We start from the raw sequence: 26,188 nt of genomic DNA, 5'->3' as shown, positions 1-26,188 counted from the left end.
AACAGCGATGCCGGATCATGGCGGGATGGACCTCGACGGGGCGCGGCGGATCGGCTTCCGGGTCGAGCAGAGCTTCCGGTACGCCTACCGCGAACCGGTGACCGCCCTCGCCCAGCGGCTCGTAGTGGTGCCCCGGCGCCGCCACGGCGACCTCTACCGGCGCAGCCACCACCTGGCGGTGACCGGTGCCGCGCACGCCCGGCGCTCGCGGCTGGACGCGGCGGGCAACACGGTGGTGCGGGTGGTGGCCGCCCGGGTCGAGCAGGCAGTGGAGTTCCGGCTCACCGCCACGCTGGACCGGGTGGTCGGCGACGGCCCGCCACAGCTGCCGCTCGCGGCGCTGCACGACCCGCGCCTGCTGCGCGCCACCCGGCTGACCGCGCCGGACGAGGCGCTGCGGGAGCTGGCGGACGGCTGCGCCGCGGCCGACAACGAGGAGACGGCCGAGCGGGCGTGCGCGCTCGCGCACACAGCGCTGACCTACGAGTACGGCGTGACCTCGGTCAGCACCACAGCGGCGCAGGCGCTGGCGGGCGGCCGGGGCGTCTGCCAGGACTCGGCGCACGTGATGCTGGCGATGTGCCGCGTGCTCGGCGTGCCGTCGCGCTACGTCTCCGGGCACCTGATCGGTCAGGGCGGCACGCACGCCTGGGTCGAGGTGCTGGTGCCGCGGGGCGACCGGGCGGTGGCGCTGGCGTTCGACCCGTGCCACGGCCGCCGGGCCGGCAACGGCTACGTCACCGTGGCGGTCGGGCGCGACTACGCGGACGTGGCACCCACCTCGGGCACCTACGTCGGGGCGCCGGGTGGCACTCTGACCGGCAGCCGCGAGGTCAGCGTCGTCAGCGTCGAGTAGTCACAGCTCGAACAGCTCGCGCATGGCCTCGGCCAGCCGGGCCATGCTGGAGCCGGTGACCATGCCGATCCGCTCGGCGCCGACCGAGGCCGGCAGCCGGCGCATCCGGTTGACCACCACGACGCCGGTGATCGGATCCTGCTCGGTGAGGGCCACCGCGTACGGCGGCAGCTCGGTGGCCCCGCGCTGGCGCACGATCGGCGCGCAGAACGGCGACGGGTTGGCCCGGTCGTTGTAGTTGTCGGAGGAGAGCACGAGGACCCGGTAGCGCAGGTCGGTGCGGCTGCCGATGGTCCAGATCTCGCCGCGCTTCACGCACGGAGCGTACCGTCGGACCGATCTTCGGCCCACCGCGCGTCAGGCCGCGGCGTGCTGGCGTTGCTTGGCCCGGTACATCGCCTGGTCGGCCCGGGTGATCAGCTCGTCGGCGCCGGTCCGGCCGTCGGAGAGCACGGCGCCCACGCTGCAGCTCGCCCGCACCTGCGTGCCCGCCAGCAGGAACGGCTCGGCCAGCGCGCTCTCGACGTACCCGGTGAGCCGCCGCGCGGCCTGCGCCTGGTCCGGTTCCTCGCACAGCACCAGGAACTCGTCGCCGCCGTAGCGGGCGATGGTCTCGTCGGCGCGCAGGCCGGCCCTGATCCGCCCGCCGATACCGGTCAGCAGCTGGTCACCGACGGTGTGGCCGAGGCGGTCGTTGACGGCCTTGAAGCCGTTGAGGTCGCAGAAGAGCAGCACGACGGCGGGCTGCCCGGCGGCGCGCTCGCGGGCCAGGGCGGCCTGCAGCCGGCTGATCAGCTCGGCCCGGTTGGGCAGGCCGGTCAGCGGGTCGTGGGTGGCCTGGTGGCGCAGCGCCTCCTCGGCGGCCCCCCGTTCGGTGGCGAGCCGGCCGATCCGGACCATCACCAGCGGCACGATCAGCACGGTGCCGACCGCGAGCAGCAGCCCGTCGGCGTGCAGGCCGAGCACCTGCCGCAGACCGGCGACCAGCGGGTTGGCGGCCAGGGTGGCGCCCAGGAAGACCAGCCGGCCGGTGGAGAGCCGGTCCACCGGAGCGGGACCGGCGCGTTGCAGCTCCGGCACGGAGGCGTCCAGCGGGGCCAGGCCCACGAGGATGTAGGCCAGCAGGAAGAACATCTCGGTCCAGCCGGGCCGGCCGGTGGTCATCGTGCCGGTGCTGACCGCCAGCAGAATGTTGCCGGCCAGGGCCAGCAGCAGCGCGCCGAGCAGCATGACCAGGGCCGGCAGCCGGGTCTCGGCCATCCGCCACACCCGGGCCAGCGCGCCGAGCACGCCCAGCAGGATCAGCATGCTCATCAGCAGCGTCATCTGCTCGCCCTGCGGCGTGTCCAGGCTCCGCAGGCGCGGGAAGACCAGCGCGGTCCAGACCAGGCCGCCCAGGCCGATCGCGGTCACCGAGACGTCCAGCAGGCCGCCGATGTCGTTGCGGCCCCGGCGCAGCACCAGGCTGACGGCCGCGCCGAGCAGCCCGGCGTGACCGACGGTGAGCAGCAGCTCGGCCGGCAACCGCATGGCGGTACCGCCGATCGTGGTCACCGCATTGCCGGCGGTGAGCACCGCCATCGCCGCGGCGAGCACCCACCACATCCGGGCCTGCGCCCACCCCGACCGCCGGGCCAGGGCCGTGAGCGGCACCACGGTGCAGGCCGAGACCACCAGGTACGTGATCGAGCGGACGTCGGCGGGCAGCAGCGGATGCGCCACCGTCAACGTGCCCGTGACGCCCAGATACCAGTTCCGGCCCTTGCTCACGTCCTGCTCCATCGGCGCGCCGAAGCCCCTGGTGAGGGTTCCGGGGTAACCGGGAGACGGGACAGTCGAACCCTCGGACCCGCAAACACGTAAGAATGAGCGCGACGGCTTGCGATCGCCGGGACCCATGGTCCGGCGCTCGCGTGGAGGAAGGACGTTCATGACGGAAAAGGCCCAAATCGGGGTAACCGGGCTGGCGGTGATGGGTCGTAACCTGGCCCGCAACTTCGCCCGCCACGGCCACACGGTCGCGCTGCACAACCGCAGCTACGGGCGCACCAAGGAACTCGTGGAGTCGTACGGCCACGAGGGCACGTTCATCCCCTCGGAGAGCGCCGAGGACTTCGTCGCGAGCCTGGAGCGCCCGCGCCGCGTGGTGATCATGGTCAAGGCCGGTAAGGCCACCGACGCGGTCATTGACGAGTTCGCCCCGCTGCTCGAAGAGGGCGACATGCTCATCGACGCGGGCAACGCGCACTTCGCCGACACCCGGCGGCGCGAGGCCGCGCTCAAGGAGCGCGGACTGCACTTCGTCGGCACCGGTGTGTCCGGTGGCGAGGAGGGCGCCCTGCACGGCCCGAGCATCATGCCCGGCGGCTCCAAGGAGTCCTACTCCTCGCTCGGCCCGCTGCTGGAGGACATCTCGGCCAAGGTCGACGGCGAGCCGTGCTGCGTGCACGTCGGCCCCGACGGCGCCGGGCACTTCGTCAAGATGGTGCACAACGGTATCGAGTACGCCGACATGCAGCTCATCGCCGAGGCGTACGACCTGCTCCGCTCGGTCGGCGGGCACTCGCCGGCGGAGATCGCGGAGATCTTCAAGGGCTGGAACGAGGGCCGGCTGGGCTCGTACCTGATCGAGATCACCGCCGAGGTGCTCAAGCAGACCGACGCCGAGACGGGTCAGCCGTTCATCGACATCGTGGTCGACCAGGCCGAGCAGAAGGGCACCGGCCGCTGGACCGTGCAGGCGGCCCTGGACCTGGGCGTGCCGGTCTCCGGCATCGCCGAGTCGGTCTTCGCCCGGGCGCTGTCCGGCGACCCGAAGGTCCGCGCGGCGGCGGCACACCTGCCCGGCCCGACGGCGACCGCCGGTGCGGGCGGCGCCGACCTGCAGGCCGACGTCGAGCAGGCGCTGTTCGCCTCGAAGATCGTCGCGTACGCGCAGGGCTTCCAGCAGATCCAGGCGGCCAGCGCGGAGTACGGCTGGGACATCGACCCCGGCCAGATGGCCAAGATCTGGCGGGCCGGCTGCATCATCCGGGCCAAGTTCCTCGACTTCATCAAGCAGGCCTACGACAAGTCCCCGGACCTGCCGTCGCTGCTGGTCGACGAATACTTCCTGGACGCCGTCAGCGGCGCGCAGGAGGCCTGGCGGCGCGTGGTCGCCACGGCGGCCCAGCAGGGCATCCCGGCGCCGGGCTTCGCGTCGGCGCTGGCGTACTACGACGGCCTGCGGGCCAAGCGCCTGCCGGCGGCCCTGATCCAGGGGCAGCGCGACTTCTTCGGCGCGCACACGTACCGCCGCGTCGACAAGGACGGCGCCTTCCACACCATGTGGGGCGCCGAGCGCAACGAGGTCTCCGCGTAACAGCGCCGGGCCGGTCCGCTCGCGCGGGCCGGCCCGTCACGCCGCGGTGACCGGCAGGACCGTACGGATCATCAGTTCGGCCATCTCGGCGGGCGGCAGCGGCTTGGCCATGAAGTAGCCCTGGCCCAGCCGATAGCCCATCTCCCGCAACCGCTCGGCCTGCGCCGCCGTCTCGATGCCCTCCGCGACCGCGTACAGGTCCAAATATTCGGCGAGCTGGGCGACCGCCGCGGCCACCGCCAGCCGGCCGCGGTCCTCGCCGTCGCAGATGCCGTCCACGAACGACTTGTCCAGCTTCAGCACGTCCACCGGGAACGCGCGCAGCAGGCTCAGGCTCGACTGGCCGGTGCCGAAGTCGTCCAGCGCCAGCCGCACCCCCAGCTCGTGCAGGGCCTGCAGGGTCTCGCGGACCTGCCGGCCGTCGAGCACCGAGGACTCGGTGACCTCCAGCACCAGATTCGCCGGGATCAGGCCGGTGTCGCTGAGCACGGCCGCGACCTCGTCCACGAAACCGGACTCGCGCAGCTGCCGGGCCGCCACGTTGACGTTGATCGAGCGGATGGCCGCGGCGCCGTACTCGGCGTGCCACCTGGCCAGTTGCTCGCAGGCCTCGCGCAGCACCCAGGAGCCCAGCGGCACGATCAGCCCGGAACGCTCGGCGACCGGGATGAAATCGGCCGGCGAGACCAGCCCGCGGACCGGGTGCCGCCAGCGCACCAGTGCCTCGGCGCCGGACATCAGGCCGGTGACCAGGTCGAACACCGGTTGGTAGGCCAGCTCGAGCTCGTGGCGGATGATGGCGTTGTGCAGCTCGCTGCCGAGGCGGGCGTGGTTGACGACCTCGCTGTGCATCCGCGGTTCGAAGCGGGCCCAGGACGCCTTGCCGGAGGCCTTGGCCGCGTACATGGCGATGTCGGCGTTGCGCAGCACCTCGTCGGCGTTGTCGCCCTGCCCGGCCAGGGCGACGCCGATGCTGGCGTGGGCCAGCAGCTGGTGCTCACCGACCCGGAACGGCACCGCGAGCGCGGCCAGGATCCGCGCGGCGGCCTCCTCGGCCTCGGCCGGATCGTCGACGTCGAGCAGCACCGCGAACTCGTCCCCGCCCAGGCGCGACGGCAGGTGGCTGACCGCGCTGTGGTGGCGCAGCCGCTGGGCCACCTCGAAGAGCAGCTGGTCGCCGACGGCGTGGCCCATGGTGTCGTTGACCATCTTGAAGTCGTCGATGTCGACCAGCAGCACGCTGGCACTGCGATGCGCGTCGAGGCGCTCGCTGAGGACGGCGCCGAAGCGGGCGCGGTTGGCCAGCCCGGTCAATGGGTCATGCATTGCCAGATGCTCGAGCTCCGCCTGCTGCCGGCGGATGCCGGCCAGCATCCGGGCGTTGGCCCGCAGCCCGAGCAGCTGCCGGGCCACCACGAAGGCGGCGATGAGCACGGCGCCGATGATCACGACCCGCTGGTGCCAGCCGAGCTGGCGGGCGGAGACGGTGATCACCAGGGCGGCGGTCGCGATGACCGCGACCAGCGGAAGCGCGTTGTAGATGCTGCGCGAGGACGCTGCGGCGGGGCTCGCCGCGGGGCGGCGCAGGACAACTTCCTGACGGTACGCGGCCAGCGCCATCGCCGCGCCGACCAGCGGTACGCCCAGCACCGAGATGATCAGCCGTCCGGTGTCCCCGCCGGCGATGAGCAGCACCGTGGTGGCCACGGCGACCAGCGGCGCGACAGTCAGGATGCGCAGCGACACGGAGTCGACGGCGCTGGCCGGGCTCATCGCCGCGCGGCCGATCACGACCAGGGCGATCAGCGAACCGACCCCGGTGACGGCGGCGCCGTTCTGGGTCAGCGCCGAGGTCGCCGCCGTGGCGAGGTCGAGGACGACGTACCAGTAGATCAGCGCACCGGCGACCGCGACGGTCGCGCCGTCGAGCATGAGCTGCGCCCAGCGCAGCAGCGACCGGTGCTCCACCGGCAGCCGCAGGAAGGCCAGCACCACCATGACGACGCCGAGCATCGTCGGCACGGCCATGTACGGCGACAGCCCGGGATCGTTGTTGGCGAAGGCGAACGCCCCGACCGAACCGATCCCCAGGCAGATCGCCGCGTGCGAGAAGAGCCGCCAGAAGCCCCGGATCGGCCGCGGCACCACGATCATCGAGCCGATCCGCCGGCAGGCCAGGAACGCGGCCACCATGGCCACCGGTCCCCCGGCGTACCCGGGCATCACAGTGCCCCCGCGGTGCGTCACCAGCCACCCGAGCACCCAGGCCACCGCCAGCAACGCCAGGGCCAGCGGGAGCACGCCCGGACGGGCGGGCCGGACCGCGCGCCGGCGGCCTACCCGCTTGTCGGCTGGACTCATCGCTGCGCTCGGCTCCCTGGTCTCTGTCACTCCTGGCGCAGTACCAGTCGGCGATGGGGAGCCGAAGCTGAGCGTTCCCGCCGCGGACCAGGCCGTCTCCACCCATGGATATAGACGCCGGTGGCACCCGGGACCGATGCGGGGTGTGGCCGGCCCCCTTTAGGGTCGGTGCGTCATGGAGCGCATTCCGGTCTGGTTGCTGCCGCTGGTCCTCGCCGTCACCCAGCTGGCGGTCTGGCCGGGCATCCCGCTGGCCTCCGACGACCGGCTGCCGGCGCCCGCCGTCGCGACCGGCGTCGCGGCCACCCTCGTCGCCACGGTGGCGCTGCTGTGGCGCCGGTCGGCCCCGCTGGCCGCCCTCGGCGTCGTGGCCGCGGCGCTGACCGTGGGGACGTACGGTGTGCCGCTGGACGCGCTGCTGGTCGTCTCGCTCGCCGACCTGATCGCGCTCTACAGCATCGCCGTGTTCCGGCCCCAGCGGCTGACGCTGGGCATCGCCGCGGCGGTGATGCTCTGGCAGGCCGTGCTGATCGCCACCACCACGGGCCTGAACGACGAGTACGCCCTCGAGCTGGTGAGCATCCTGGTGGTCTACTCGACCGTCGTCGCGTTCGGCCGGGCCCGGCACCGCTGGCACGCCGAGCGGACCAAGGCCGCGGGCCGGTTGGCCGAGGCGGAGGACCGGCGGGCCCGGGCCGCCGACACCGAACGGCACCGCCTGGCCCGCGAGCTGCACGACGTGACCGCCCACCACCTCACCTCGATCGTGGTCATCGCCTCGGCCGCCCAGCGCCTCGGCGGCACCCGGCCCGACCTGGTCGCCGAGGCCCGCGAGTTCGCCGCCCGGACCGGGCGCGACACCCTGGCGGCGCTGCACCGGCTGGTCGCGCTGCTGCAGCTGCCGGACGAACGGCCCGGCCCGGTCGCCGCCCGCCTGCAGGAGCTGGCCGAGGGCTTCCGGCTGCTCGGCCAGCAGGTCACCGTGCAGGCCACCCCGGACGACCTGCCGCCCGCCACGACGGAGGCGGTCTGCGGCATCACCCGCGAGGCCCTGACCAACACCCTGCGGTACGCCCCGGCCGGCGGCGTCCGCATCCGGCTCGCCCCGGTGACCGACGGCCTGGAACTCACCGTCGACGACGACGGCGCCCACACGGACGGCGTCACCGGCATGGGCTCCGGGCGAGGCATCACCGGCATGCGGGAACGCGCCACGGCGCTGGGCGGAACCCTGACCGCGGGTCCCCGCCCCGGCGGCGGCTGGCGCGTCCGCGCTGTGCTGCCCGTGACCAGCGCTCCGGCCCCGGCCCCCCGCCGCCGGCAGCGGCCCGGCGCCGAGCACGTGATCGACGTGGTCGTGTTCCTGCTGGCGCTGTTCATGCCGGTGGGAGCGCTGCTGATCTCGGACGACGATCCCGACCTGACCGGCGCGCCTGTGCCCCTGCTGATCCTGGTCGCGTCGGCCCACGCCGTACCGGTGATCTGGCGCCGGACCCACCCCTGGGCCGTGCTCGCCGCGGTCGCCCTCACCTCGTGGCTGCTGCCGGCGCTGATGGTGGCGGGCCTGGTCGCACCGGCGCTGGGCTGGTTCATGCTGGCCGGCCTGGGCGCGGAAGCCGTCGCGGTGTACGCGGTCGCCCGCTACGCCCGCCGCAACAACCTGACCGCCCTGGCGATCCCGGCCGCGCTCACCGCGGCGGTGCTGGCCTCCGGCGTCACGATGGCGCTGGACGCGCCACCGGAGGAGGACATCCCCTTCGCCGTATGGGCGATCTTCATGTCCGTGGCCATCGGCTGCCCGCTCGGGGTGCCGATGGTGGGCTCCTGGCTGACCGGGTTCATGGTCCGCAGGCGCCGCACCAAGCTGGAGGCCCGCGAGCACGACGCGGTCGCCTCCTCGACGGCCCAGGCGATCTGGGCGGCGGGCCTGGAACGCGCCCGGGTGGCCGCGGGCCTGCAAGCGGCGGTCCTGCGCGACACGGCCCGGGTGGCGACGGCGGCCGACGCGGGCGACCTCGACCAGGTGCTGACCTCGGCCCGGACAGCCCTGGACGCGATGCGCGGCCTCCTCAACGGCCTGCGCGCCGAGCCGGACCCGGCCCGCGACGCCGGCGACCGCGACCCCCAGCCGACGACGGCGGCCCTGCCCGGGCTGGCGGACCGGTGGCGGACGAACGGGCGGCAAGTCGACCTGGAGATCGCCGGTGCCGGGCGGGTGCTGCCGGCGGACGTGGATCTGTCGGCGTTCAGGGTGGTGGAGCTGCTGCTGGCCGGGGACACCGGGGCGGTGAGCGTGCGGGTGGAACTGAGTGGGGACCCGCTGCGGATCAGCATCCGGCCGATGCCGGCGGACGAGGGTGGAGAGATCGCCGCCGGGTTGCGGGCGCGGCTGGCTGCGGTCGGCGGCAGCATGGCCGCCGCGGGCGACGGCCTCCCGGAGATCCTCCTCCCGGCGCCGATGGTGGCTCATCCGGGCGAGGACCGTCCGGTTCCGGGCCCGGCACCGCTGCCCGTCGGCGAGGGCTCGACCGGCGTGGAGGCCGCGGCCGGCCCGGCCGGCGCGGGCGAGGGGCCGGCTGGCACGATTCCTGCCGACGACGGGCCGGGTACGCCGGCCGGGGACGACAAGGAGGTGGCGTCATCGCCGTCCGGGTGATGGTCGTTGACGACCAGCTCATGGTGCGCGCCGGGATCGCCGCCATCGTCGACGCCGAGGAAGGGCTCGAAGTCGTCGGTGAGGCCGCCGACGGGCAGGCCGCGCTCGACCTGGCCGCCCGGGTGCGGCCCGATGTGGTGCTCATGGACATCCGGATGCCCGGCATGGACGGGCTGACCGCCACCGCGCAGCTCACCGCGGCCGCACCGGAGACCAAGGTGCTGGTCCTCACGACGTTCCATCAGGACCGGTATGTCTATGAGGCGTTGAAGGCGGGCGCCGCCGGGTTCGTGCTCAAGGACGTGCTGCCCGCTGATCTGCTCGCCGCCATCCGGGTTGTCGCCGACGGCGAGGCCATGCTCAGTCCGGCTGTCACGCGGCGGTTGATCGACGCGTTCGCCAGCGGTGGGTTGTCCGGTCCCGCCGAGCCCGGGCGGCGGCTGGAGGGCCTGACTCCCCGCGAGCGTGAGGTCCTGGTCAGCATCGCCACCGGCATGTCCAACGCCGAGATCGGCACCGCGCTGGGCATCACCACCGGCACGGTGAAGGTGCACGTCAACGCGCTGCTGGCCAAGCTCGGCGTCCGCGACCGCGTGCAGGCGACGATCGCCGCCTACGACCTCGGCCTGGTCCGCCCCAACCCCTGAGCCGTCGCCGACCCGGACCCCGGACCGGACAAAGCCCGGCCCGGACCAGGAGCGGCCCGGGCCGAGCGCGGCAGGACGGGTGGGCTGCCGGGATTCAGCCCTTCAGGGCCGCCGAGACCACCGCCCGCGCCTCCTCCTGGATGCGCGCCAGGTGGTCCGGTCCCTTGAACGACTCCGCGTAGATCTTGTAGACGTCCTCCGTGCCCGACGGCCGGGCCGCGAACCAGCCCGACTCCGTCGTCACCTTCAGGCCGCCGATCGGCGCGTTGTTGCCCGGCGCCGACGTCAGCACCGCCGTGATCGGTTCGCCGTCGAGCTCTTTCGCCGTCACCTGCGACGGCGACAGCTTGCCCAGGATCGCCTTCTCGTCGCGGGTCGCCGGCGCGTCGATGCGGGCGTACGCCGGGTCGCCGAACTTCGCCGTCAGGTCGCGGTAGTGCTCACTGGGCGTGCGGCCGGTCGTCGCCACGATCTCCGAGGCCAGCAGGTCCAGCAGGATGCCGTCCTTGTCCGTGCTCCACGGGCTGCCGTCGCGGCGCAGGAACGATGCTCCCGCGCTCTCCTCGCCGCCGAAGCCGACCGAGCCGTCCAGCAGGCCGGGCACGAACCACTTGAAGCCGACCGGCACCTCGTCCAGTTTGCGGCCCAGGTCCGCCGCCACCCGGTCGATCATCGACGAGGACACCAGGGTCTTGCCGATCGCCGCCGCGGCCGGCCAGTCCGTCCGGACCTTGTACAGGTACGAGATCGCCACGGCCAGGTAGTGGTTGGGGTTCATCAGGCCGCCGTCGGGGGTGACGATGCCGTGCCGGTCGGCGTCCGCGTCGTTGCCCGTGGCCAGCTGGAACTTGTCCTTGACGGCGATCAGCGAGGCCATCGCGTACGGCGACGAGCAGTCCATCCGGATCTTGCCGTCCCAGTCCAGCGTCATGAAGCCGAAGGTCGGGTCGACGTCCGGGTTCACCACGGTCAGGTCCAGGCCGTACCGGGAGCCGATCTCGCCCCAGTAGGCGACGCTGGCGCCGCCCAGCGGGTCCGCGCCGATCCGGATGCCGGCCGAGCGGATCGCCTCCATGTCGATGACCGAGCCCAGATCGTCCACGTACGTGGCCAGGTAGTCGTAGCCGCTGACCAGCTCCGAGGTGCGGGCCCGGGCCGCCGGCACCCGGCGTACCTCCTTGAGGCCGCCGGCGATCAACGCGTTCGCCCGGTCCTGGATCCACTTGGTGGCGTCGGTGTCGGCCGGTCCGCCGTGCGGCGGGTTGTACTTGAAGCCGCCGTCGTCCGGCGGGTTGTGCGAGGGGGTGACGACCACGCCGTCGGCCAGCCCGGAGGTGCGGCCCTTGTTGTAGGTCAGGATCGCGTGCGACAGCGCCGGCGTCGGGGTGTAGCCGTCGCGGCTGTCGATCAGCACGCGGACGTCGTTGGCGGCGAAGACCTCCAGGGCCGAGATCATCGCCGGCTCGCTCAGCGCGTGCGTGTCGCGGCCCAGGTAGAGCGGTCCGTCGGTGCCCTGCTCCCGGCGGTACTCGACGATGGCCTGGCTGGTGGCCACGATGTGGTCCTCGTTGAACGCCGTCTTCAGGCTGGAGCCGCGGTGCCCGGAGGTGCCGAAGGCGACGCGCTGCTCCGCGACCTCGGGATCCGGGTGGTCGGTGTAGTAGCTCAGGACCACCCGGGGCACGTCGATTCGGTCGCGGGATTCGGCGGGGGTGCCGGCGCGGGGATGCACGGACATCGAGGAGCCTCCTTGAGGGCGTGGACCTGCCCGGGATCGTATCGCCGGGTGGTACCCGGCCGGGCGGATCGGTAAGCCGCCGTGCGCGGATTGAACCTTTCCCCCCGATGATCCGAACTACCTGTCGTGACTGGGGCTGCAGCGGCTGGGGGGCCGCGGATCGTGCGCGTGCTCATCGTGGCCATGATCGGACTGGGTGCGGTGCTGCTTCCGGCGGCGCCGGCGAGCGCGCACGCCGCGTTGACGACGGCGACGCCGGAGCCCGGCAGTGTGGTGGCGACCGCACCCGGCGAGATCACTCTGACGTTCACCGAGGGCATCACCCCGGTCCCGGACCGCACGCAGGTGCTGGCGCCGGACGGCAAGCGGATCACCGGCGCCGTCGCCGCGATCGGATCGACGCTGCGGATCCAGGTGCGGCGCGCGGACCAGCCGCTGGGCACGTACCTGGTCAGCTATCGGATCATCTCCAGCGACAGCCACCCGGTCGGCGGCGCCATGACCTTCTCGGTGGGCGCGCCCTCGGCGCGCCCGCCGGAGAGCGATCCCGGCAGTGTGCACCCGTCGGTCGCGGTCGCGGTGCCCGCGGGAAAGTTCATCGGGTACGCCGGACTGACCCTCATCATCGGCCCGGCCCTGCTGCTGTCCCTGCTGTGGCCCCGCCGGCTGTCCCGCCGCGGGCCGATCCTGCTGGTCCGCGCCGGGGTGATCGGCACCGCGGCGTCGACCCTGGGCGCGCTGTGGACGCAGGCTCCGAACAGCAGCGGCGCCCCGCTGTGGGACGTCTCGGTCACCGAGCTCGCCGACGTGCTGGCCAGCCCGTTCGGCGTCATCCTGCTGACCCGCCTGGCCGTGCTCGCCGCGGCCACCGCGCTGCTGCTGCCGGTCCTGCACGGCACCGGTAAGCGATGGCACGGCGGGGTGCTGCTCGCCCTGGCCGCCGCCGGGCTGACCACCTGGCCGCTGACCGGGCACGCCGCCGACTCGCCGCTGGCCGCGGCGATCGTGACCGCCGACGTGGTGCACCTGGCCGCGATGGCGGTCTGGCTGGGCGGGCTGATCACGCTGGCGGTGTTCCTGCTGCGCGGCGCCCATCCCCGGGTGCTGGGCGTGATCCTGCCGGCCTGGTCGCGCTGGGCGGCGCTGGCGGTGGTGTGGCTGGTCGGCGCGGGCACGGTGCAGGCGGTGGTCCAGGTGGGGTCCGTCGGCGCACTGTGGGGCACCGGGTACGGCCGCCTCCTGCTCGGCAAGATCGCGATCCTGGCCGGGGTGCTGGCCGCGGCGGCCTTCGCGCGGCGCATGGTGCAGCGGGCCCAGGTGCGCACCGGCGGGGTGACCACGTTGCGGCGCACAGTCGGGGCCGAGGTCGCCGCCACCGTGCTGGTGCTGGGGCTCAGCGCCGTACTGGTGCAGGTCACGCCCGGCCGCAGCGCGACCGGTGAGCGGGCCGCGAGCACGGAGAAGGGGGTCTCGCAGACGCTTACCTCAGAGCTGTTCACGCTGCAGTACTACGTCTACCCGGTGGAGCTGGGCGAGAACAACACCGTGCACGGCTTCACCTACACGCCGGAGGGCAAGCCGCTGCCGGCCCCCGAGTGGACCGTCACGACCCGCCTGCAGGGCCAGGATCTGGAGCCGGTGTCCGAGCCGATGCTGCCGCTCACGCCGCGCAACGACGCGGTCGGCGCGCTGACGTTCCCGCTGCCCGGCACGTACGAGATCAGCTTCACCGTCCGGGTCAGCGAGATCGACCAGGCGACGGTCCGTACGACGATCACGGTGCCACAGGTTCCACCGGCCTCGTGACTGGGCAGAGAGAGGTCTCCGTCGTGCCCCGGGGAGGCCCAGTCGTGCAAGTGTCCGTCATCGGTGACCCCGACGACACCGTGATCATCTCCGTGCGCGGCGACCTGGACGGTGGCACCGACACCGTGCTCGGCACCACCCTGGAACAGGTGCTGGACCGGCCGGTGCCCCGGGTGGTCGTCGACGTCTCCGGCATCGGGTTCTGCGACTCCACCGGGCTGCGCTCGTTCATCAACGGTCACGAGCGGGCCGTCGCCGCCGGTGGCTGGCTGCGGCTGGCCGCCCCGGGTGACCAGCTGCGGGACCTGCTGCACGTCGCCGGGCTGCTGCCCGTGCTGGAGGTCTATCCCAGCGTGGCCGACGCGCTGGCCACCGAGCCGGACTTGTAACCTCGCGGCGTGCTCATCCTGCTGCCGCCGTCCGAGGGCAAGACCGCACCGGCCACCGGTGCCCCCGCCGACCCCGCGGAGCTGTGGCTCCCCCGGCTCGCCCCGGCCCGGCGCCGGGTGCTGTCCAAGCTCGTGGCGCTGTGCCGGCGGACGAGCGCCCGCGGCGTCGCCGATTCGCTGGCGGTGCTCGGGCTCAGCGCCGCTCAGCACCGCGAGGTCGCCCGCAACGCCGGGCTGGCCACGGCACCGGCCGCGCCCGCCGCGCAGGTCTACAGCGGGGTGCTCTACGAGGCGCTCGACCCGGCCGGGCTCGCACCGGAGGCCAGGGCCTGGGTCGACGAGCGGGCGGTGGTCTTCTCGGGGCTGTGGGGGGTGCTGCGGCTGACCGACCGGATCCCGGCGTACCGGTGCTCGGTCGGGGTCACGCTGCCCACGCTCGGCGGGCTCACCGCGTACTGGAAGAAGGCGCTGAGCCCGGCGCTGGACCGCGCGGCCGCCGACGGCCCGGTGCTGGATCTGCGGTCCGGCGCCTATGCGGCGATGTGGTCGCCCTCGGGCGCGCTCGCCGGGCGCACCGCCACCGTCCGGGTGCTGCACGAGCGGATCGTCGGCGGGGAGCCGCGGCGCTCGGTGGTGAGCCACTTCAACAAGGCCACCAAGGGCCGGTTGGTGCGCTCGCTGGCCGAGGCCGGTGCGCGGCCGGCCTCGGTGGACGAGTTGCTGGCCGCGCTGCGGGACCTGAAGTACACCGCCGAGGAGCGGCCCGTAGTGGCGGGCCGCCCCCGGCAGGTGGACGTGATCGTGCGGGAGCTGTGACTACCGGGCGGCTGATTACCGGGCCGCCAGCACGTCTTACTGGGCGGCCAGCACGTCGACGACGAAGCGCAGGTCGCCGCCGGGACGGCCCTCGGGGGCCGGGTCGCCGTAGGCCATCTTGGCCGGGATGTCGAGCTGCACCCGGCTGCCGACGGCCACGCCGACCAGGCCCTTGTCCCAGCCCTCGATGAGCTGGCCGGCGCCGACCGGGAACTGGGCCGGCTGGCCGGTCTTCCAGGAGGAGTCGAACTCCTTGCCGTCGGAGTAGGTCACGCCCACGTAGTTGGCCTGGATGGTCTGGCCGGCCTTCAGCTTCGGGCCCTTGCCGGCGATGATCTCGGTGACCTTGAGCTCGGCGACCTTGCCCTTGCCGGCCTTGACCACCGGCGGCTGCTGCAGCGCCGGGTCCAGCTGGACCTGCGGTGCGGCCGGCGGCTGGCTCGGCGCGGGGGCGGGCTCGGTCGGCGCCGCGGCGGCCGGGTCGGCGGGAGCGGAGGCGGCCGCCGGGGTCGCCGGCTTGTCGTCGCCGTCGGACACCTGGATGCCGATATAGACCGCGACCAGTACGGCGATCACGGCCACACCCGCGAAGGCGCCGGTCAGGGCCTGGCCCCGACGACTGGTACCGGTCTTGTCCTGGACGCTCATCTGTATCGGACTCTCCTGTCGGACGGGACATGCTGGCAGACTCCGGACACCGTACTCGCCGTCCGGCCGGGACCCGGGGCGAACCTCCGCCGAACCGCCGACCCCGGTGATCATCCGGACGGCTTGGTTACTCATTTCGCTCTTCTCCGTCACTCACGGAAGGTGAGACGGTGTACCTCCCCACAGCACCACGGCGACCGCTCGTCGCCGGCACCGGCTCAAGCAGCACAGCACTCGGGACAACCCGCCCGGCCGCCACCGGCGGCCGGCGCGCGCCCGCGAACGACCGGGGAGGGTCGGTTGCCGGACGACGACCGTACGACAGGTCGCCAGCCTGAGTCCGTGGGACGACCGGCCGACGTGGGGCACCGCAGGCCCTACCCCGCCGCACCGAACCCGCGCACCAGCTATGGCTACCGCACGACCGGCCGCCGGGGGGCGGCCGTGCCACCGTTGCTGCTCGACGACGGACGGCGCCGGCTGACCGAGTTCCTCATGCCCGCCGCGGTCATCCTCGCGGGCGTGCTCATCGTGGTGGCGTTCGGCTTCATCATCAGCCGCGCGGTCCGCGACGACGACCAGCAGGCCATCCCGCCGGTGCAGCCGCCCGCGCTCGGCGACGTGTCGCTGAACCCGGCCGACCAGTTCCCGATCCCGCTGCCCAGCGCCTCCGACGACAACTCGCCGTCGCCGTCGCCCACGCCGTCGAAGAGCCGCACCACGCAGCCGGCGCCCACGACCACCAAGCCGAAACCACCGGACCAGGGCTCGGTCGAGGTCGACCGCAACGACGTCCCGTCCCGGGTCGACCTGACCAGCGAGGGCAACCGCGACTGGGTGCACTGGGGTGAGCAGAGCACGTTCTCGCTGGAACGCCGGGCCGACGGCGACTTCCAGATCCTCGAGGGCTCCCCCACCGCGCCGCGCTTCCGGCACGCCTTCAGCGACGAGCGGTTCAGCTGGCGCGACGGCTCGCCGGTGAACAACAGCGACGGCACGCCGACCGGCATCCGCACCTGCGGCAAGGGCAACGGCTTCACCATCTCGGCCCCGGCCGGCACCTCGGTGCGGACCCTGCGGCTCTACGTGGGCGCGCTGGCCGGCCGCGGCAAGCTGACGGCCAGGCTGTCGACCGGCTCGGCCTCGGCCACCTCGACGTTCGAGGAACGCAGCAACAATCTCGACACGGCGGTGTTCGTGATCACGTACCGGGCGCCGAAGAACGGCAAGATCAACCTGAGCTGGGTCACCGAGGAGGCGTTCAGCCAGGACTGCGGCGGCGTCGCGCTCGAGGCGGCCACGCTGCGCTGAGGTGAACCGGCTCCCATCTGGGGTGGGGGATCCGGGCGTTCCGTGGGGTGCGGGACGCGGGTGTTAAGGAGATCGGTGTGTTCGCCGCCTGGGGATCATGGGTGGCCCGGTTCCGGTGGCCGGTGCTGGTGTGCACGGTCGTGGCGGTCGCCGCGGCCGGGGTGTGGGGGCTGGGCGTCTTCGGCCAGCTGACCGAGGGCGGTTACAACGACCCCGGCAGCGAGTCGACCCGGGCCGCCGAGGTGGTGCGCGAGGAGCTGGGCGCGCAGGGCGGCGACGTCGTCGTCATCTACACGCCCACCTCGGGCAGCATCGACGACGCGGGGCTCGGTCAGCGCGTACGGACCCGGCTCGCGGCGCTGCCGCCGTCGGCGGTCACGGCCGTCGCGTCGTACTGGCCGGACAAGGTCGCGCGGTACGCGTCGGCCGACCGCTCGCGGGCCGTGGCGGTGCTGACGCTGGCCGGCGACGACGAGGGCGCGAAGCTCGAGGCGTACCGGGAGATCGACGACAAGCTGTCGGTCGAGGGGGCGAGCGTCCAGCTCGCCGGGGGCGCGCCGCTCAGTGACGCGTCGTCCACGCTGTCGACGCAGGACCTGGCGTTCGCCGAGGCGGTGTCGCTGCCGATCGTGCTGATCCTGCTGCTGTTCATGTTCGGCTCGCTGGTCGCCGCGTCGCTGCCGGTGCTGGTGGGCGGGTGCGCGGTGCTGGGCTCGCTGGGGGTGCTGCACGCGATCGCGTACGGCCACGACGTCAACTCGTTCGCGGTCAACGTGGCCAGCCTGCTGGGGCTGGGCATGGCCATCGACTACGGACTGTTCATGGTGGGGCGGTTCCGGGAGGAGCAGGGGTTCGGGCGTACGCCGGCGGAGGCTGTGACCCGTACCGTCGCGACCGCCGGACGCACCGTGATCTTCTCCGCGACGCTGCTGATGATCGCCCTGGCCGGGCTGCTGCTCTTCCCGCAGGGCTTCCTCAAGTCGCTGGCCTACGGCGGCCTCGCCGCCGTCGCCCTGGCCGCGATCCTGTCGCTGACGCTGCTGCCCGCCCTACTGGCGGTCCTCGGCCCTCGTGTCGACAAGCTGCCGGTGCGGCTGCCGCGCCGCGGCAGGACCCGGCCGGCCGGCACCGGCTGGGCCCGCCTCGCCGGCGCGGTGCTGCGCCACCCGGTGCTGGTCGCCCTGCCCATCCTGGCCGGGCTGCTGGTGCTGGCCGCACCGATCACCGGGGTGCGCTTCGGCGAGAACGACGAGCGCATCCTGCCGGCGGGCAACCCGGCCCGGCAGGCGATCGAGACCCTCAAGGCCGACTTCCCGGCGCTGAGCAGCGCGGGCGTCCAGGTGGTGCTGCGCGGCACCCGCGGTGCCGCACCGGCAGCCCAGGACGGTACGGCGTTCGCGAACGAGGTGAAGAAGGTCCCGGGCATCGCCGCGGTCACGCCCACGGGCAGCGGCGGCGACGTCCTGCTCTACACCGCGACCCTGACCGGCACCGACCCGTTCAGCACGGCGGCGCGCGACGCGGTCGAGGACATCCGGTCGCTGCGCGCCCCGCCCGGCACAGAGGTCCTGGTCGGCGGCACCACCGCGCGCAACGTCGACAGCCTGAGCGCGACCGCGGACCAGCTCCCGCTGATGATCGGCCTGCTGGTCGGAGCGACGCTGGTGCTGATGTTCCTGGCCTTCGGCTCGATCCTGCTGCCGGTCAAGGCGGTGGTGCTGAGCGCGCTGAGCCTGAGCGCGACGTTCGGCATCCTGGTCTGGATCTTCCAGGACGGCCACGGCGCGGACCTGCTGCGGGTCACGCCGGCGCCGCCCGAGGTCGGCATCGTGGTGCTGATGGCCGCGGTGGTCTTCGGCCTGTCCACCGACTACGAGGTCTTCCTGCTGTCCCGCATGGTCGAGGCCCGCACCCGCGGCGCATCCACGGCCGAAGCGGTGACCACGGGCCTGGCCCGAACCGGCCGGGTGATCAGCGCGGCGGCGATCCTGCTCATCGTGGTGACCGGGGCGTTCGCCCTGTCATCGGTGACCACGATGCGCTTCATCGGCGTCGGCATGATCGTGGCCCTGTTCCTGGACGCGACCGTGGTCCGGATGCTGCTGGTCCCGGCGGTCCTGAAACTGATGGGCGACGCGGCCTGGTGGGCCCCGGGCCCGATGCGGCGCCTGCAGCAGCGGGCCGGGCTGCAGGAGTACGAGGACGAGGAACTCTTCCCGACGGTCTCGGTGGGGCGGCACGCGGCTCCGGAGGCGGCGGGGTCGCGGACCGCGGTCCCGGGCGGCCTGGGGGCGGAGCCGGTGCGGTCTTCGTCGTGGTTCGAGCCGCCGGCCGGGACGGGTGGCACGGCGTCGGCGTGGCCCCCGCAGCCGGCGTCGCGCTCGGTGTCCCCGGCGGCGCCGCTTGCCGACGATGATGACGCTCCGGTGTCCCCGAGCGCTTCCAACCTGTCCGCGACAGCTCCCGTCTCGCCCGGCGTCCCGGTCCGATCGGAACATTTCTCCGGAACCGCATCGGTCTCCCCCTCAGGCCCTGCTGCCGAATCCGGGTCCTCGGCCACCGATCCGGACTCGGCGGCGTCAACCGGACCAGCCGGCGGCCGATTCTCCGCGAGCGCGCCCGTCTCGGGCGGCGCCTCTTCCGGCTATCCGGTCGCCGGGTCGGCCCCGCATCCCGCGTCCGCACGCATCACGCTGGACGAGCGGGACGACGGGGACGCCTCGTGGCGGCCCCGCACGGCGACGAGCGAGTCCGTTCCGCGAGCCGGCTCGGCGCCGAATCCAGACGCCCCCGCCGCCGGGCCATCGCCATCCTCCGCCGGTCACCCAGCGCCGCGCTCCGGTGGTGAGCGCGGCGCGTTCCCCGCGCCGACGAGCCCTCCGGCTCCGCCGCCCTGGCCACCGGCGGCCGAACGCCGCCGGGCCGAAGCCGACGCCGACGACGGCCCGCCGGTCACGGTCGACCTCTCCGGCCGGGTCACTGCGGCCGATTCCGCCCTGGCCGGCCCGACTTCCGCCTACCCCACCCCGGCCGACCGTCACCCGCCCGACCGCTCTCCGGTCGGTGGCGACGACGATCCGGCCGGCGACAACGACGCCGAGCGCCGCGAGCCCGGCGTCGACACCACAGCCATCCTCGAACTCCCCCCAGGCCGGCCGGAGTCGTCCTCGTGACCACGACCGGCTAACCGTTTCGGCGGTCTTGCGGCTATTGTGGCCCGCCGGGCCGTACGGATCAGCGGCGCGCCCGGCGTAGTCAGTACCATGCCCCGGGGAAGTTGGGGTTCTACCGGGACGGGATGAGCATGACCGCGACCATGGACGAGTCCGCCACGTCAGGCGGCTGGGCCGGCGCGCCCGAAGACACCACCCGGATCGACCCCGAGCGGCTCGCGCTGTGCCTGCAGGTCATCGCCGAGGCCGAGCGGCTGGACCCGGAGCACCCCGATGCTGTGGCCGTACGCCGGGCGACCGCCGGTCTTTTCAAGACCGTGAAGCTGCGCCGCCGCCGGGACCGCCGCGACGCCATCCTGGCCAACGACCGGGCGGTGACCGCCGCGACCGCGACCGGTGCGCCCAGCCGCATCGACGACGAGACCGCCGGCATCCCGCTCGCCACCGCGACCACCACGACCAGCGCCGGCGTCCTGCGCCAGCCGCGCGGCTGCTACATCTGCAAGCAGCGCTACGTGCAGGTCGACGCGTTCTACCACCAGCTCTGCCCGGCCTGCGCGGCGAAGAACCACAGCCACCGCGACGCCCGCACCGACCTGACCGGGCGCCGGGCGCTGCTCACCGGCGGCCGCGCCAAGATCGGCATGTACATCGCGTTGCGGCTGCTGCGTGACGGCGCGCACACGACCATCACCACGCGGTTCCCGAACGACGCCGTGCGGCGCTTCGCCGCGATGCCGGACAGCGCGGACTGGCTGCACCGGCTGCGGGTGGTCGGCATCGACCTGCGGGACCCGGGGCAGGTGGTCGCGCTGGCCGATTCGGTCGCGGCCCGCGGCCCGCTCGACATTCTGATCAACAACGCGGCCCAGACGGTACGGCGTTCGCCCGGCTCGTACTCGGCACTGGTGGCGGCCGAGTCGGCGCCGCTGCCCGACGGTCCCCTGCCGGAGCTGGAGTATCTCGGCGGCCACGCGATGGCGGCGCACCCGGCATCGCTGACCGACGGGTCCTCGTTCAGCCCGCACGCGTTGACCGCCCTGGCGCTGACCAGCGGCTCGGCGAGCCCCGACCGGATCGCCGCGCTGACCGCGATCGACGCCGGCGGCCTGGTCCCCGACCTGGCGCCGACCAACAGCTGGAGCGACCGGGTGCACGAGGTCGACGCCCTGGAGCTGCTGGAGGTGCAGCTCTGCAACGTCACGGCCCCGTTCGTGCTGGTCAGCCGGCTGCGCGCGGCGATGACGGCATCCCCGTTCCCCCGCCGGTACGTGGTGAACGTGTCCGCGATGGAAGGCGTGTTCGCCCGCGGCTACAAGGGCGCGGGCCACCCGCACACCAACATGGCCAAGGCGGCGCTGAACATGCTCACCCGCACCAGCGCCGAGGACATGTTCACCGACGGCATCCTGATGACCAGCGTGGACACCGGCTGGATCACCGACGAGCGCCCGCACCCGACCAAGATGCGGCTGGCCGACGAGGGCTTCCACGCCCCGCTGGACCTGGTCGACGGCGCGGCCCGGGTGTACGACCCGATCGTGCGCGGCGAGCAGGGCGAGGACCTGTACGGCTGCTTCCTGAAGGACTACGCGCCGATCGCCTGGTGACCGTCGTAGGCGGCGCGGGCCTGCTCGACGCTGCCCAGGTGGCCCGAGCCCCAGTCGGCCAGGGCGGCGAACAGGGGTGCGAGGGTCAGGCCGAGCTCGCTGATCTCGTACTCGACGCGGGGCGGCACCTCGGGATGGTAGGTGCGGGTGATCAGCCCGTCGCGTTCGAGCTGGCGCAGCCGCTGGGTCAGCACCTTCGGCGTGATGGTGGCGATCCGGCGCTGCAACTCGACGAAGCGCTGCCGCCCGAACTCGTGCAACGCCCACAGGATGGGCGTGGTCCAGCGGCTGAAGACGATGTCGACCACGGGCCCGATCGGGCAGGCGATCTCGGGCGGGGCCTCGCGACGGGGCTTCACGGGGTAGTCACTTTCCTCTAGGTACCTACTATCCCGGCGATGGTAGCTTCCCTTCCTCAACGACCGACGGAGGGACGACATGATCGTGGTGACGGGGGCGACGGGGAACGTGGGCACCCCGCTGGTGGCCGGGCTGGCCGCGGCGGGCGAGCAGGTGACGGCAGTGTCGCGGCGGCCGGCGGTGCTGCCGGCCGGGGTCCGGCACGTGCCGGCCGACCTGACCGATCCGGACTCGCTGCGCCCCGCGCTCGACGGCGCCGAGGCGCTGTTCGTGCTGGTGGCGGGTGGCGGGGCGGGGATCGACCCGGGCGCGGTGCTGGGTGCGGCGAAGGCGGCGGGCGTGCGCCGGGTGGTCCTGCAGTCTTCGCAGGGGGTACGGACCCGCCCGGGCGCGGTGTCACACGCGCATCTCGTGGCGTTCGAGGCGGCGGTGCGGGGGTCCGGGCTGGAGTGGACGATCCTGCGGCCGGGCGGTTTCGCCTCCAACGCGTACGCGTGGGCGCCGTCGGTGCGCGAGCGGCGCCTGGTGGCCGCGCCGTTCCCGGACGTCGCGCTGCCGGTGGTCGACCCGGCGGACCTCGCGGCCTGCGCCGCGGTCACCCTGCGCGGCGGTCACCAGAGCCAGGTGTACGAGCTGACGGGCCCCGCCCCGATCGCACCCCGGGAGCAGGCCGCGGCCATCGGCCGGGCGATCGGCGCCGACGTGACGTTCGTGGAGCTGACCCGCGCGGAGGCCACGGCCGCCCTGGGCGCCTTCATGCCGCCGGAGGTGGTGGCCGGCACCCTGGACATCCTGGGCTCCCCGACGCCCGGCGAACAGACTCCGAGCGAGGACGTGGCGAGATTGCTGGGCCGGCCTCCGCGGCCGTTCACCGCCTGGGCTGCCGTCCACGCGGACGCCTTCCGTTGAGGCCGGGGCCCTCCTACCGGCGCCGGGGCCGGTACCCGGCCAGCCACGTCGTCGCGAAGCCGACCAGCGCGCGCTGGTCCATCAGGCGCGCGGTGGCACTGCCCACCGGCCCGGTCGTCACGGCCCCGGTCGCGTCGAAGGCGGCGCCGAGCTCGGCGAAGTCGCTCTCGTCGGCCACCACCTCGGACCAGGTGACCCACCGGTCGGTCCCGTCCGGTTGCCGCACCGAGGCACCGGCGACGCACCGGGGCGCGGCCGGCTGACGCGACTCGGCCAGGTGCAGGGAGGTGTTGGAGTCGTGCCCGCAGCCCAGCAGCAGCACCTTGCCGTACAGCCGGTGGACCGCGCCGAGCGGCGAGTGCTCGCCCAGCCCTTCGGTCAGGCGGTGATCGGCGACGATGCCGGTCGCCTCCTTTCCCAGGGCGGCGAACGACACCTGCGGATGGTCGCTGCGGACGGCGCCGGGCCAGGTCCGCAGGGTCTCCGCGATGGCGCCCATCCAGCGGCTCGGGGTCCGTGCCGGGTCGAACCCGGGCGTCTCGCTCCGCAGCACCGGCCACCAGGTGCGGGGTACGGGCGGCCGGCTCCAGTCGGCCGGATCGCTGTTGTCGGGGGTGTGGGTGGGCACAACCACGGTGCCACCGGCCCCGCACACCTCGACCAGCGACTGCACGACCGCCTGGGGACCGCCGGCCACGAAGCCCAGGCTGCGCAGCGAGGAGTGCACCAGCGCCACGTCGCCGGCCGCCAGCCCGAGCGCGCGCAGGTCCGACGCGAGCGACGTGACGGTGTGCGGCCGGGCCTGATCCATCGGGGCAGCTTAGTGCGCCTGCTTCTCCGGGACGAAGGTGAAGATGCGGTCGGCGCTCGGCAGCGCCTTCGGCGGGTGGCGCAGGCGGTGGGCGCCCACCCCGAAGCCGGCCGCCGGATCGCTCACGAACACCTGCTCGAAGCCGCGGGCCGAGAACCAGTCCGCGATCACCGGGACCAGGTCCGGCGGCCGACGGTGCCGGGTCCACACCACCGTGCCGCCCTCGCGGCACAGCTGGGCGCAGGCCTCGACCGTGCGCAGCACGTCCGCGTCCGTCAGATTGCCGAACACCCCGCAGGCCAGCACCAGGTCCGCCGGCGCCGCGTCGCGATAGTGCCGCATGAGCCCGGCGTCGCCCCGCACTACCGTGATCCCGGCCAGCCCGGCCTGCCCGGCACTCTCCTCGGCCACCGCCGCGTTGCGCGGGTCGAGCTCGACCAGCCGGGCCCGTACATCGTCCCGGCGCGGGTGTGACGCCAGCGCGCCGATCAGGTCTCGGCCCTGACCGGCGCACATGCTGATCGCGGTGAGCGGGCCGGGCGGTGCTTCGTCGAGCGCCGCCCGGATGACCGCCTGCACGGCGGCGAGCCGCCGGGCGAGCACCGAGTCCGGATCGTCGTAGCCGGCATGCCAGGCGGTCCAGTCCATGCCGGTGACCCTAACTGCCGCCCGCGACGCCGGCCGGGCGGCAGGAGGCCGGGCGGCAGGAGGCCGGGCGGCAGGAGGCCGGGCGGCAGGAGGCCGGGACCGCGGCGCAGGAGCCCGCTGTCCCGCGAGGCCGGGGGCGGCGCCGGCCCGAAACCGGCGCCGCCCGCGGTCAGAGCCGCCCCGCGCCGGCCCCGGACGCCACCAGGCCCGGCACGGACGTCGCCGCGTCCAACGTGTACGCGTAGAAGGTCCTCGGCTCCACCACGTTCCCGCCCGCCTCGCACGGTCCGGAGCCCACGAACACGTTGGCCCTCTGCACCAGCCGGCCCGGGCCGCTGTCGGCGTACCCGCTCGTGGAGTGGCAGGGGTACGGCACCGAGGCGAAGTAGTTGCCCTCCACCAGCACGCCCGCGTTCTCGGTGGACGCGGTGCCGTACAGCTCGTTGCCGAGGAAGTAGTTGTTGTAGACGTGCACCGGTTCGCCGAAGCGCACCCGCGGGTGGCGCTGGCGGGAGTTGTCGAAGAAGTTGTGGTGGATGCTGACCTTCAGGTGGCCGATGTCGGTGGACGCCGCGCCGTCGGAGTGGCCGATCAGCATGCTCTTGTCGGTGCCGGCGAAATGGTTCCAGGACACCGTCACGTAGTCGGCGCCGCGGACGATGTCGATCGAGCCGTCCACCGGGCGGCGGAAGGTGTTGTGGTCGATCCAGATGTGGTGCGACTGCTGACCCACGTTGACCGCGTCGTCCTCCGCGTCGGTGAAGGTCAGGTTCCGCACGATCACGTTCGACGAGCGGTAGAAGTCGAAGCCGCCGCCGGTGATGACCGCCGTCGAGCCGAGGCCCACGATCGTCTTGTTCGGCCGTACCCCCTGCTTGCTGGTGATGGCGATGGTCCCGGCCACCTGGATGGTCATCGGGCCGACCGTGTCGATCGCGGTGAGCAGCTCATCGGTGGTGTCGACGGTGACCGTCGGCCCGCCGACGCCGCCGGTGGTGCCGGACAGGCCCAGCGCCGCCACGGACGCGAAGCCGTCCGGGGCGCCGGCCGGGGCCGCCTGGGCCGGCCCGGCCACAGAGAGGCCGGCCGCGATCAGCGCCGAACACAGGGCGATTCTCATGAGACCCTCCCCACTCCGGCGCCCGCGGTGACCGCGGCGGGCACGGACGACGCGGCGTCGAGCTGGTACGCGTAGAACGTCGACGGCTCGGTGACCGTGCCACCGGCCTCGCAGACCCCGGAGTTGACGAAGGCGTTGGCGCGCTGCACGAGCCGGCCCGGATCGCTGTCGGCGTAGCCGCTCACCGAGTGACACGGGAACGGCACGTTCTCGAAGTAGTTGCCCTCGGCCACGACGCCCGCGTTCTGGGTGGACGCGATGCCGTAGAGCCCGATGTCGCGGTAGTAGTTGTTGTAGACGTGCACCGGGTCGCCGAACCGGGCCCGTGGGTGCCGCTGGTTGCTGCCGTCGAACCAGTTGTGGTGGTAGGTCACCTTGAGGTAGCCGACGTCGGCGGAGTACGAGTCGGAGTGGCCGAGCAGCATCGTCTTGTCGGTGCCGCGGAAACGGTTCCAGGAGACGGTGACGTAGGTCGACTTGCGCTTGATGTCGAGCGATCCGTCGTAGCCCGGCAGGAACTCGTTGTGGTCGATCCAGACGTGGTGGGCGCCGTTGGTGACGCTCACCGAGTCGTCCGAGGCGTTGCTGAACCTGATGTTGCGGATGATCACGTTGTTGCCGGGCCGGGTGGTGGAGCCCAGTTGCAGGCCGCCGCCGGTGATCTCCGCGGTGGAGCCGACGCCGATGATGCTCTTGTCGGCCACCACGGTGATCATGTCGTCGACGGTGATGCGGCCGCTGACCAGGATCGTGTACGGGCTGTTCGTGCCGGCGTACTGCTCCAGTGCGGCGCCCGTGGTGACCGTGACGGTCGGTCCCGCGGCGCCACCGGTGGTGCCGTTACGCCCGAGCGCGTTGACACTCGCGAAACCGTCGGCCGAGGCCGCCGCGGCCGCGTTTCCCGTGCCCGGCACCAGGATCCCGGCGCCGAGCACAAGCACAGCAACAACCAGGAGTCGTCTCATGGT

Annotated in this window: 21 protein-coding genes; 11 read left to right on the top strand and 10 right to left on the bottom strand. The window is 73.4% G+C overall.

Features of this window, described 5'->3' with window-relative positions; all coding sequences use genetic code 11:
• Positions 1 to 25: 25 nt before the first annotated feature.
• Positions 26 to 856 carry a transglutaminase family protein gene (locus ACZ6S4_RS29860; protein WP_465478099.1) on the top strand — a complete coding sequence of 277 codons (831 nt, stop codon included), beginning with the start codon at positions 26 to 28 and terminating at the stop codon, positions 854 to 856.
• Here the strand turns inward: ACZ6S4_RS29860 and ACZ6S4_RS29855 are convergent, their stop codons facing one another.
• Complete coding sequence (locus ACZ6S4_RS29855) at positions 857 to 1,171, bottom strand: type II toxin-antitoxin system PemK/MazF family toxin (RefSeq protein WP_212994587.1); 315 nt, start codon at positions 1,169 to 1,171, stop codon at positions 857 to 859.
• Between the two features lie 42 nt (positions 1,172 to 1,213).
• Positions 1,214 to 2,626, bottom strand: coding sequence for a diguanylate cyclase domain-containing protein (locus ACZ6S4_RS29850; protein ID WP_465478098.1), 1,413 nt, complete (start codon positions 2,624 to 2,626; stop codon positions 1,214 to 1,216).
• A 160-nt stretch (positions 2,627 to 2,786) separates the two neighbouring features.
• On the opposite strand from ACZ6S4_RS29850, the gene gndA reads away from it, so the two are divergent.
• Complete coding sequence (gndA, locus tag ACZ6S4_RS29845; protein WP_465478097.1) at positions 2,787 to 4,217, top strand: NADP-dependent phosphogluconate dehydrogenase; 1,431 nt, start codon at positions 2,787 to 2,789, stop codon at positions 4,215 to 4,217.
• A 36-nt stretch (positions 4,218 to 4,253) separates the two neighbouring features.
• Here gndA and ACZ6S4_RS29840 read toward each other — a convergent pair whose 3' ends face one another.
• Positions 4,254 to 6,578 (bottom strand): putative bifunctional diguanylate cyclase/phosphodiesterase, encoded by a 2,325-nt coding sequence (locus ACZ6S4_RS29840; protein ID WP_465478096.1) that lies wholly within the window; start codon positions 6,576 to 6,578, stop codon positions 4,254 to 4,256.
• 175 nt (positions 6,579 to 6,753) lie between these two features.
• Between ACZ6S4_RS29840 and ACZ6S4_RS29835 the strand changes: the two genes are divergently transcribed.
• Both ACZ6S4_RS29835 and ACZ6S4_RS29830 read left to right on the top strand, forming a co-directional pair.
• Complete coding sequence (locus ACZ6S4_RS29835; RefSeq protein ID WP_465478095.1) at positions 6,754 to 9,234, top strand: sensor histidine kinase; 2,481 nt, start codon at positions 6,754 to 6,756, stop codon at positions 9,232 to 9,234.
• Complete coding sequence (locus ACZ6S4_RS29830; RefSeq protein WP_465478094.1) at positions 9,234 to 9,881, top strand: response regulator; 648 nt, start codon at positions 9,234 to 9,236, stop codon at positions 9,879 to 9,881. Before ACZ6S4_RS29835 ends, ACZ6S4_RS29830 begins: the two co-directional genes overlap by 1 nt.
• A gap of 94 nt (positions 9,882 to 9,975) precedes the next feature.
• On the opposite strand, the gene pgm is transcribed toward ACZ6S4_RS29830, so the two are convergent.
• Positions 9,976 to 11,619: a phosphoglucomutase (alpha-D-glucose-1,6-bisphosphate-dependent) gene (pgm, locus tag ACZ6S4_RS29825; RefSeq protein WP_465478093.1), complete on the bottom strand. Its 1,644-nt coding sequence runs from the start codon at positions 11,617 to 11,619 to the stop codon at positions 9,976 to 9,978.
• A gap of 162 nt (positions 11,620 to 11,781) precedes the next feature.
• Between pgm and ACZ6S4_RS29820 the strand changes: the two genes are divergently transcribed.
• From ACZ6S4_RS29820 to yaaA, 3 genes are read left to right on the top strand one after another with little or no spacing between them, the layout of a single operon-like run.
• A complete protein-coding gene (locus tag ACZ6S4_RS29820; protein WP_465478092.1) occupies positions 11,782 to 13,425 on the top strand; it encodes a copper resistance protein CopC in 1,644 nt (547 codons plus the stop codon).
• Between the two features lie 44 nt (positions 13,426 to 13,469).
• Positions 13,470 to 13,814 (top strand): STAS domain-containing protein, encoded by a 345-nt coding sequence (locus tag ACZ6S4_RS29815; protein ID WP_433717374.1) that lies wholly within the window; start codon positions 13,470 to 13,472, stop codon positions 13,812 to 13,814.
• Between the two features lie 9 nt (positions 13,815 to 13,823).
• Positions 13,824 to 14,630 (top strand): peroxide stress protein YaaA, encoded by an 807-nt coding sequence (gene yaaA / locus ACZ6S4_RS29810; protein WP_465478091.1) that lies wholly within the window; start codon positions 13,824 to 13,826, stop codon positions 14,628 to 14,630.
• A gap of 36 nt (positions 14,631 to 14,666) precedes the next feature.
• Here yaaA and ACZ6S4_RS29805 read toward each other — a convergent pair whose 3' ends face one another.
• Entirely contained in the window at positions 14,667 to 15,278 is a 612-nt protein-coding gene (locus ACZ6S4_RS29805; RefSeq protein ID WP_465478090.1) for an FKBP-type peptidyl-prolyl cis-trans isomerase, read from the bottom strand.
• A 342-nt stretch (positions 15,279 to 15,620) separates the two neighbouring features.
• Here ACZ6S4_RS29805 and ACZ6S4_RS29800 point away from each other — a divergent pair, with 342 nt between their 5' ends.
• The 3 genes from ACZ6S4_RS29800 to ACZ6S4_RS29790 all read left to right on the top strand — a co-directional run bounded on the left by ACZ6S4_RS29800 (position 15,621) and on the right by ACZ6S4_RS29790 (position 21,372).
• A complete protein-coding gene (locus ACZ6S4_RS29800) occupies positions 15,621 to 16,589 on the top strand; it encodes a hypothetical protein (protein WP_465478089.1) in 969 nt (322 codons plus the stop codon).
• A gap of 77 nt (positions 16,590 to 16,666) precedes the next feature.
• A complete protein-coding gene (locus tag ACZ6S4_RS29795; RefSeq protein WP_465478088.1) occupies positions 16,667 to 19,762 on the top strand; it encodes an MMPL family transporter in 3,096 nt (1,031 codons plus the stop codon).
• 143 nt (positions 19,763 to 19,905) lie between these two features.
• The gene (locus ACZ6S4_RS29790; protein WP_465478202.1) at positions 19,906 to 21,372 is read left to right on the top strand and encodes an SDR family NAD(P)-dependent oxidoreductase; all 1,467 of its coding nucleotides are present in this window, start codon (positions 19,906 to 19,908) and stop codon (positions 21,370 to 21,372) included.
• Here the strand turns inward: ACZ6S4_RS29790 and ACZ6S4_RS29785 are convergent.
• Positions 21,351 to 21,731: a winged helix-turn-helix transcriptional regulator gene (locus ACZ6S4_RS29785; RefSeq protein ID WP_465478087.1), complete on the bottom strand. Its 381-nt coding sequence runs from the start codon at positions 21,729 to 21,731 to the stop codon at positions 21,351 to 21,353. The two genes, ACZ6S4_RS29790 and ACZ6S4_RS29785, sit on opposite strands and share 22 nt — an antisense overlap.
• 79 nt (positions 21,732 to 21,810) lie before the next feature.
• On the opposite strand from ACZ6S4_RS29785, the gene ACZ6S4_RS29780 reads away from it, so the two are divergent.
• The gene (locus tag ACZ6S4_RS29780; protein WP_465478086.1) at positions 21,811 to 22,641 is read left to right on the top strand and encodes an SDR family oxidoreductase; all 831 of its coding nucleotides are present in this window, start codon (positions 21,811 to 21,813) and stop codon (positions 22,639 to 22,641) included.
• 13 nt (positions 22,642 to 22,654) lie between these two features.
• On the opposite strand, the gene ACZ6S4_RS29775 is transcribed toward ACZ6S4_RS29780, so the two are convergent.
• From ACZ6S4_RS29775 to ACZ6S4_RS29760, 4 genes are all read right to left on the bottom strand, one after another.
• On the bottom strand, positions 22,655 to 23,452 hold the full coding sequence (locus ACZ6S4_RS29775; RefSeq protein WP_465478085.1) for an AAC(3) family N-acetyltransferase: 798 nt from the start codon (positions 23,450 to 23,452) through the stop codon (positions 22,655 to 22,657).
• Between the two features lie 9 nt (positions 23,453 to 23,461).
• Positions 23,462 to 24,100: a methyltransferase domain-containing protein gene (locus ACZ6S4_RS29770; RefSeq protein ID WP_465478084.1), complete on the bottom strand. Its 639-nt coding sequence runs from the start codon at positions 24,098 to 24,100 to the stop codon at positions 23,462 to 23,464.
• Positions 24,101 to 24,269: 169 nt separating this feature from the next.
• Complete coding sequence (locus tag ACZ6S4_RS29765) at positions 24,270 to 25,220, bottom strand: pectate lyase family protein (RefSeq protein WP_465478083.1); 951 nt, start codon at positions 25,218 to 25,220, stop codon at positions 24,270 to 24,272.
• A complete protein-coding gene (locus tag ACZ6S4_RS29760) occupies positions 25,217 to 26,185 on the bottom strand; it encodes a pectate lyase family protein (RefSeq protein WP_465478082.1) in 969 nt (322 codons plus the stop codon). Before ACZ6S4_RS29760 ends, ACZ6S4_RS29765 begins: the two co-directional genes overlap by 4 nt.
• Positions 26,186 to 26,188 lie beyond the last annotated feature (3 nt).

Source organism: Actinoplanes sp. NPDC051405 (genome assembly GCF_055586185.1).
This window is presented reverse-complemented; position numbering and strand designations above follow the sequence as displayed.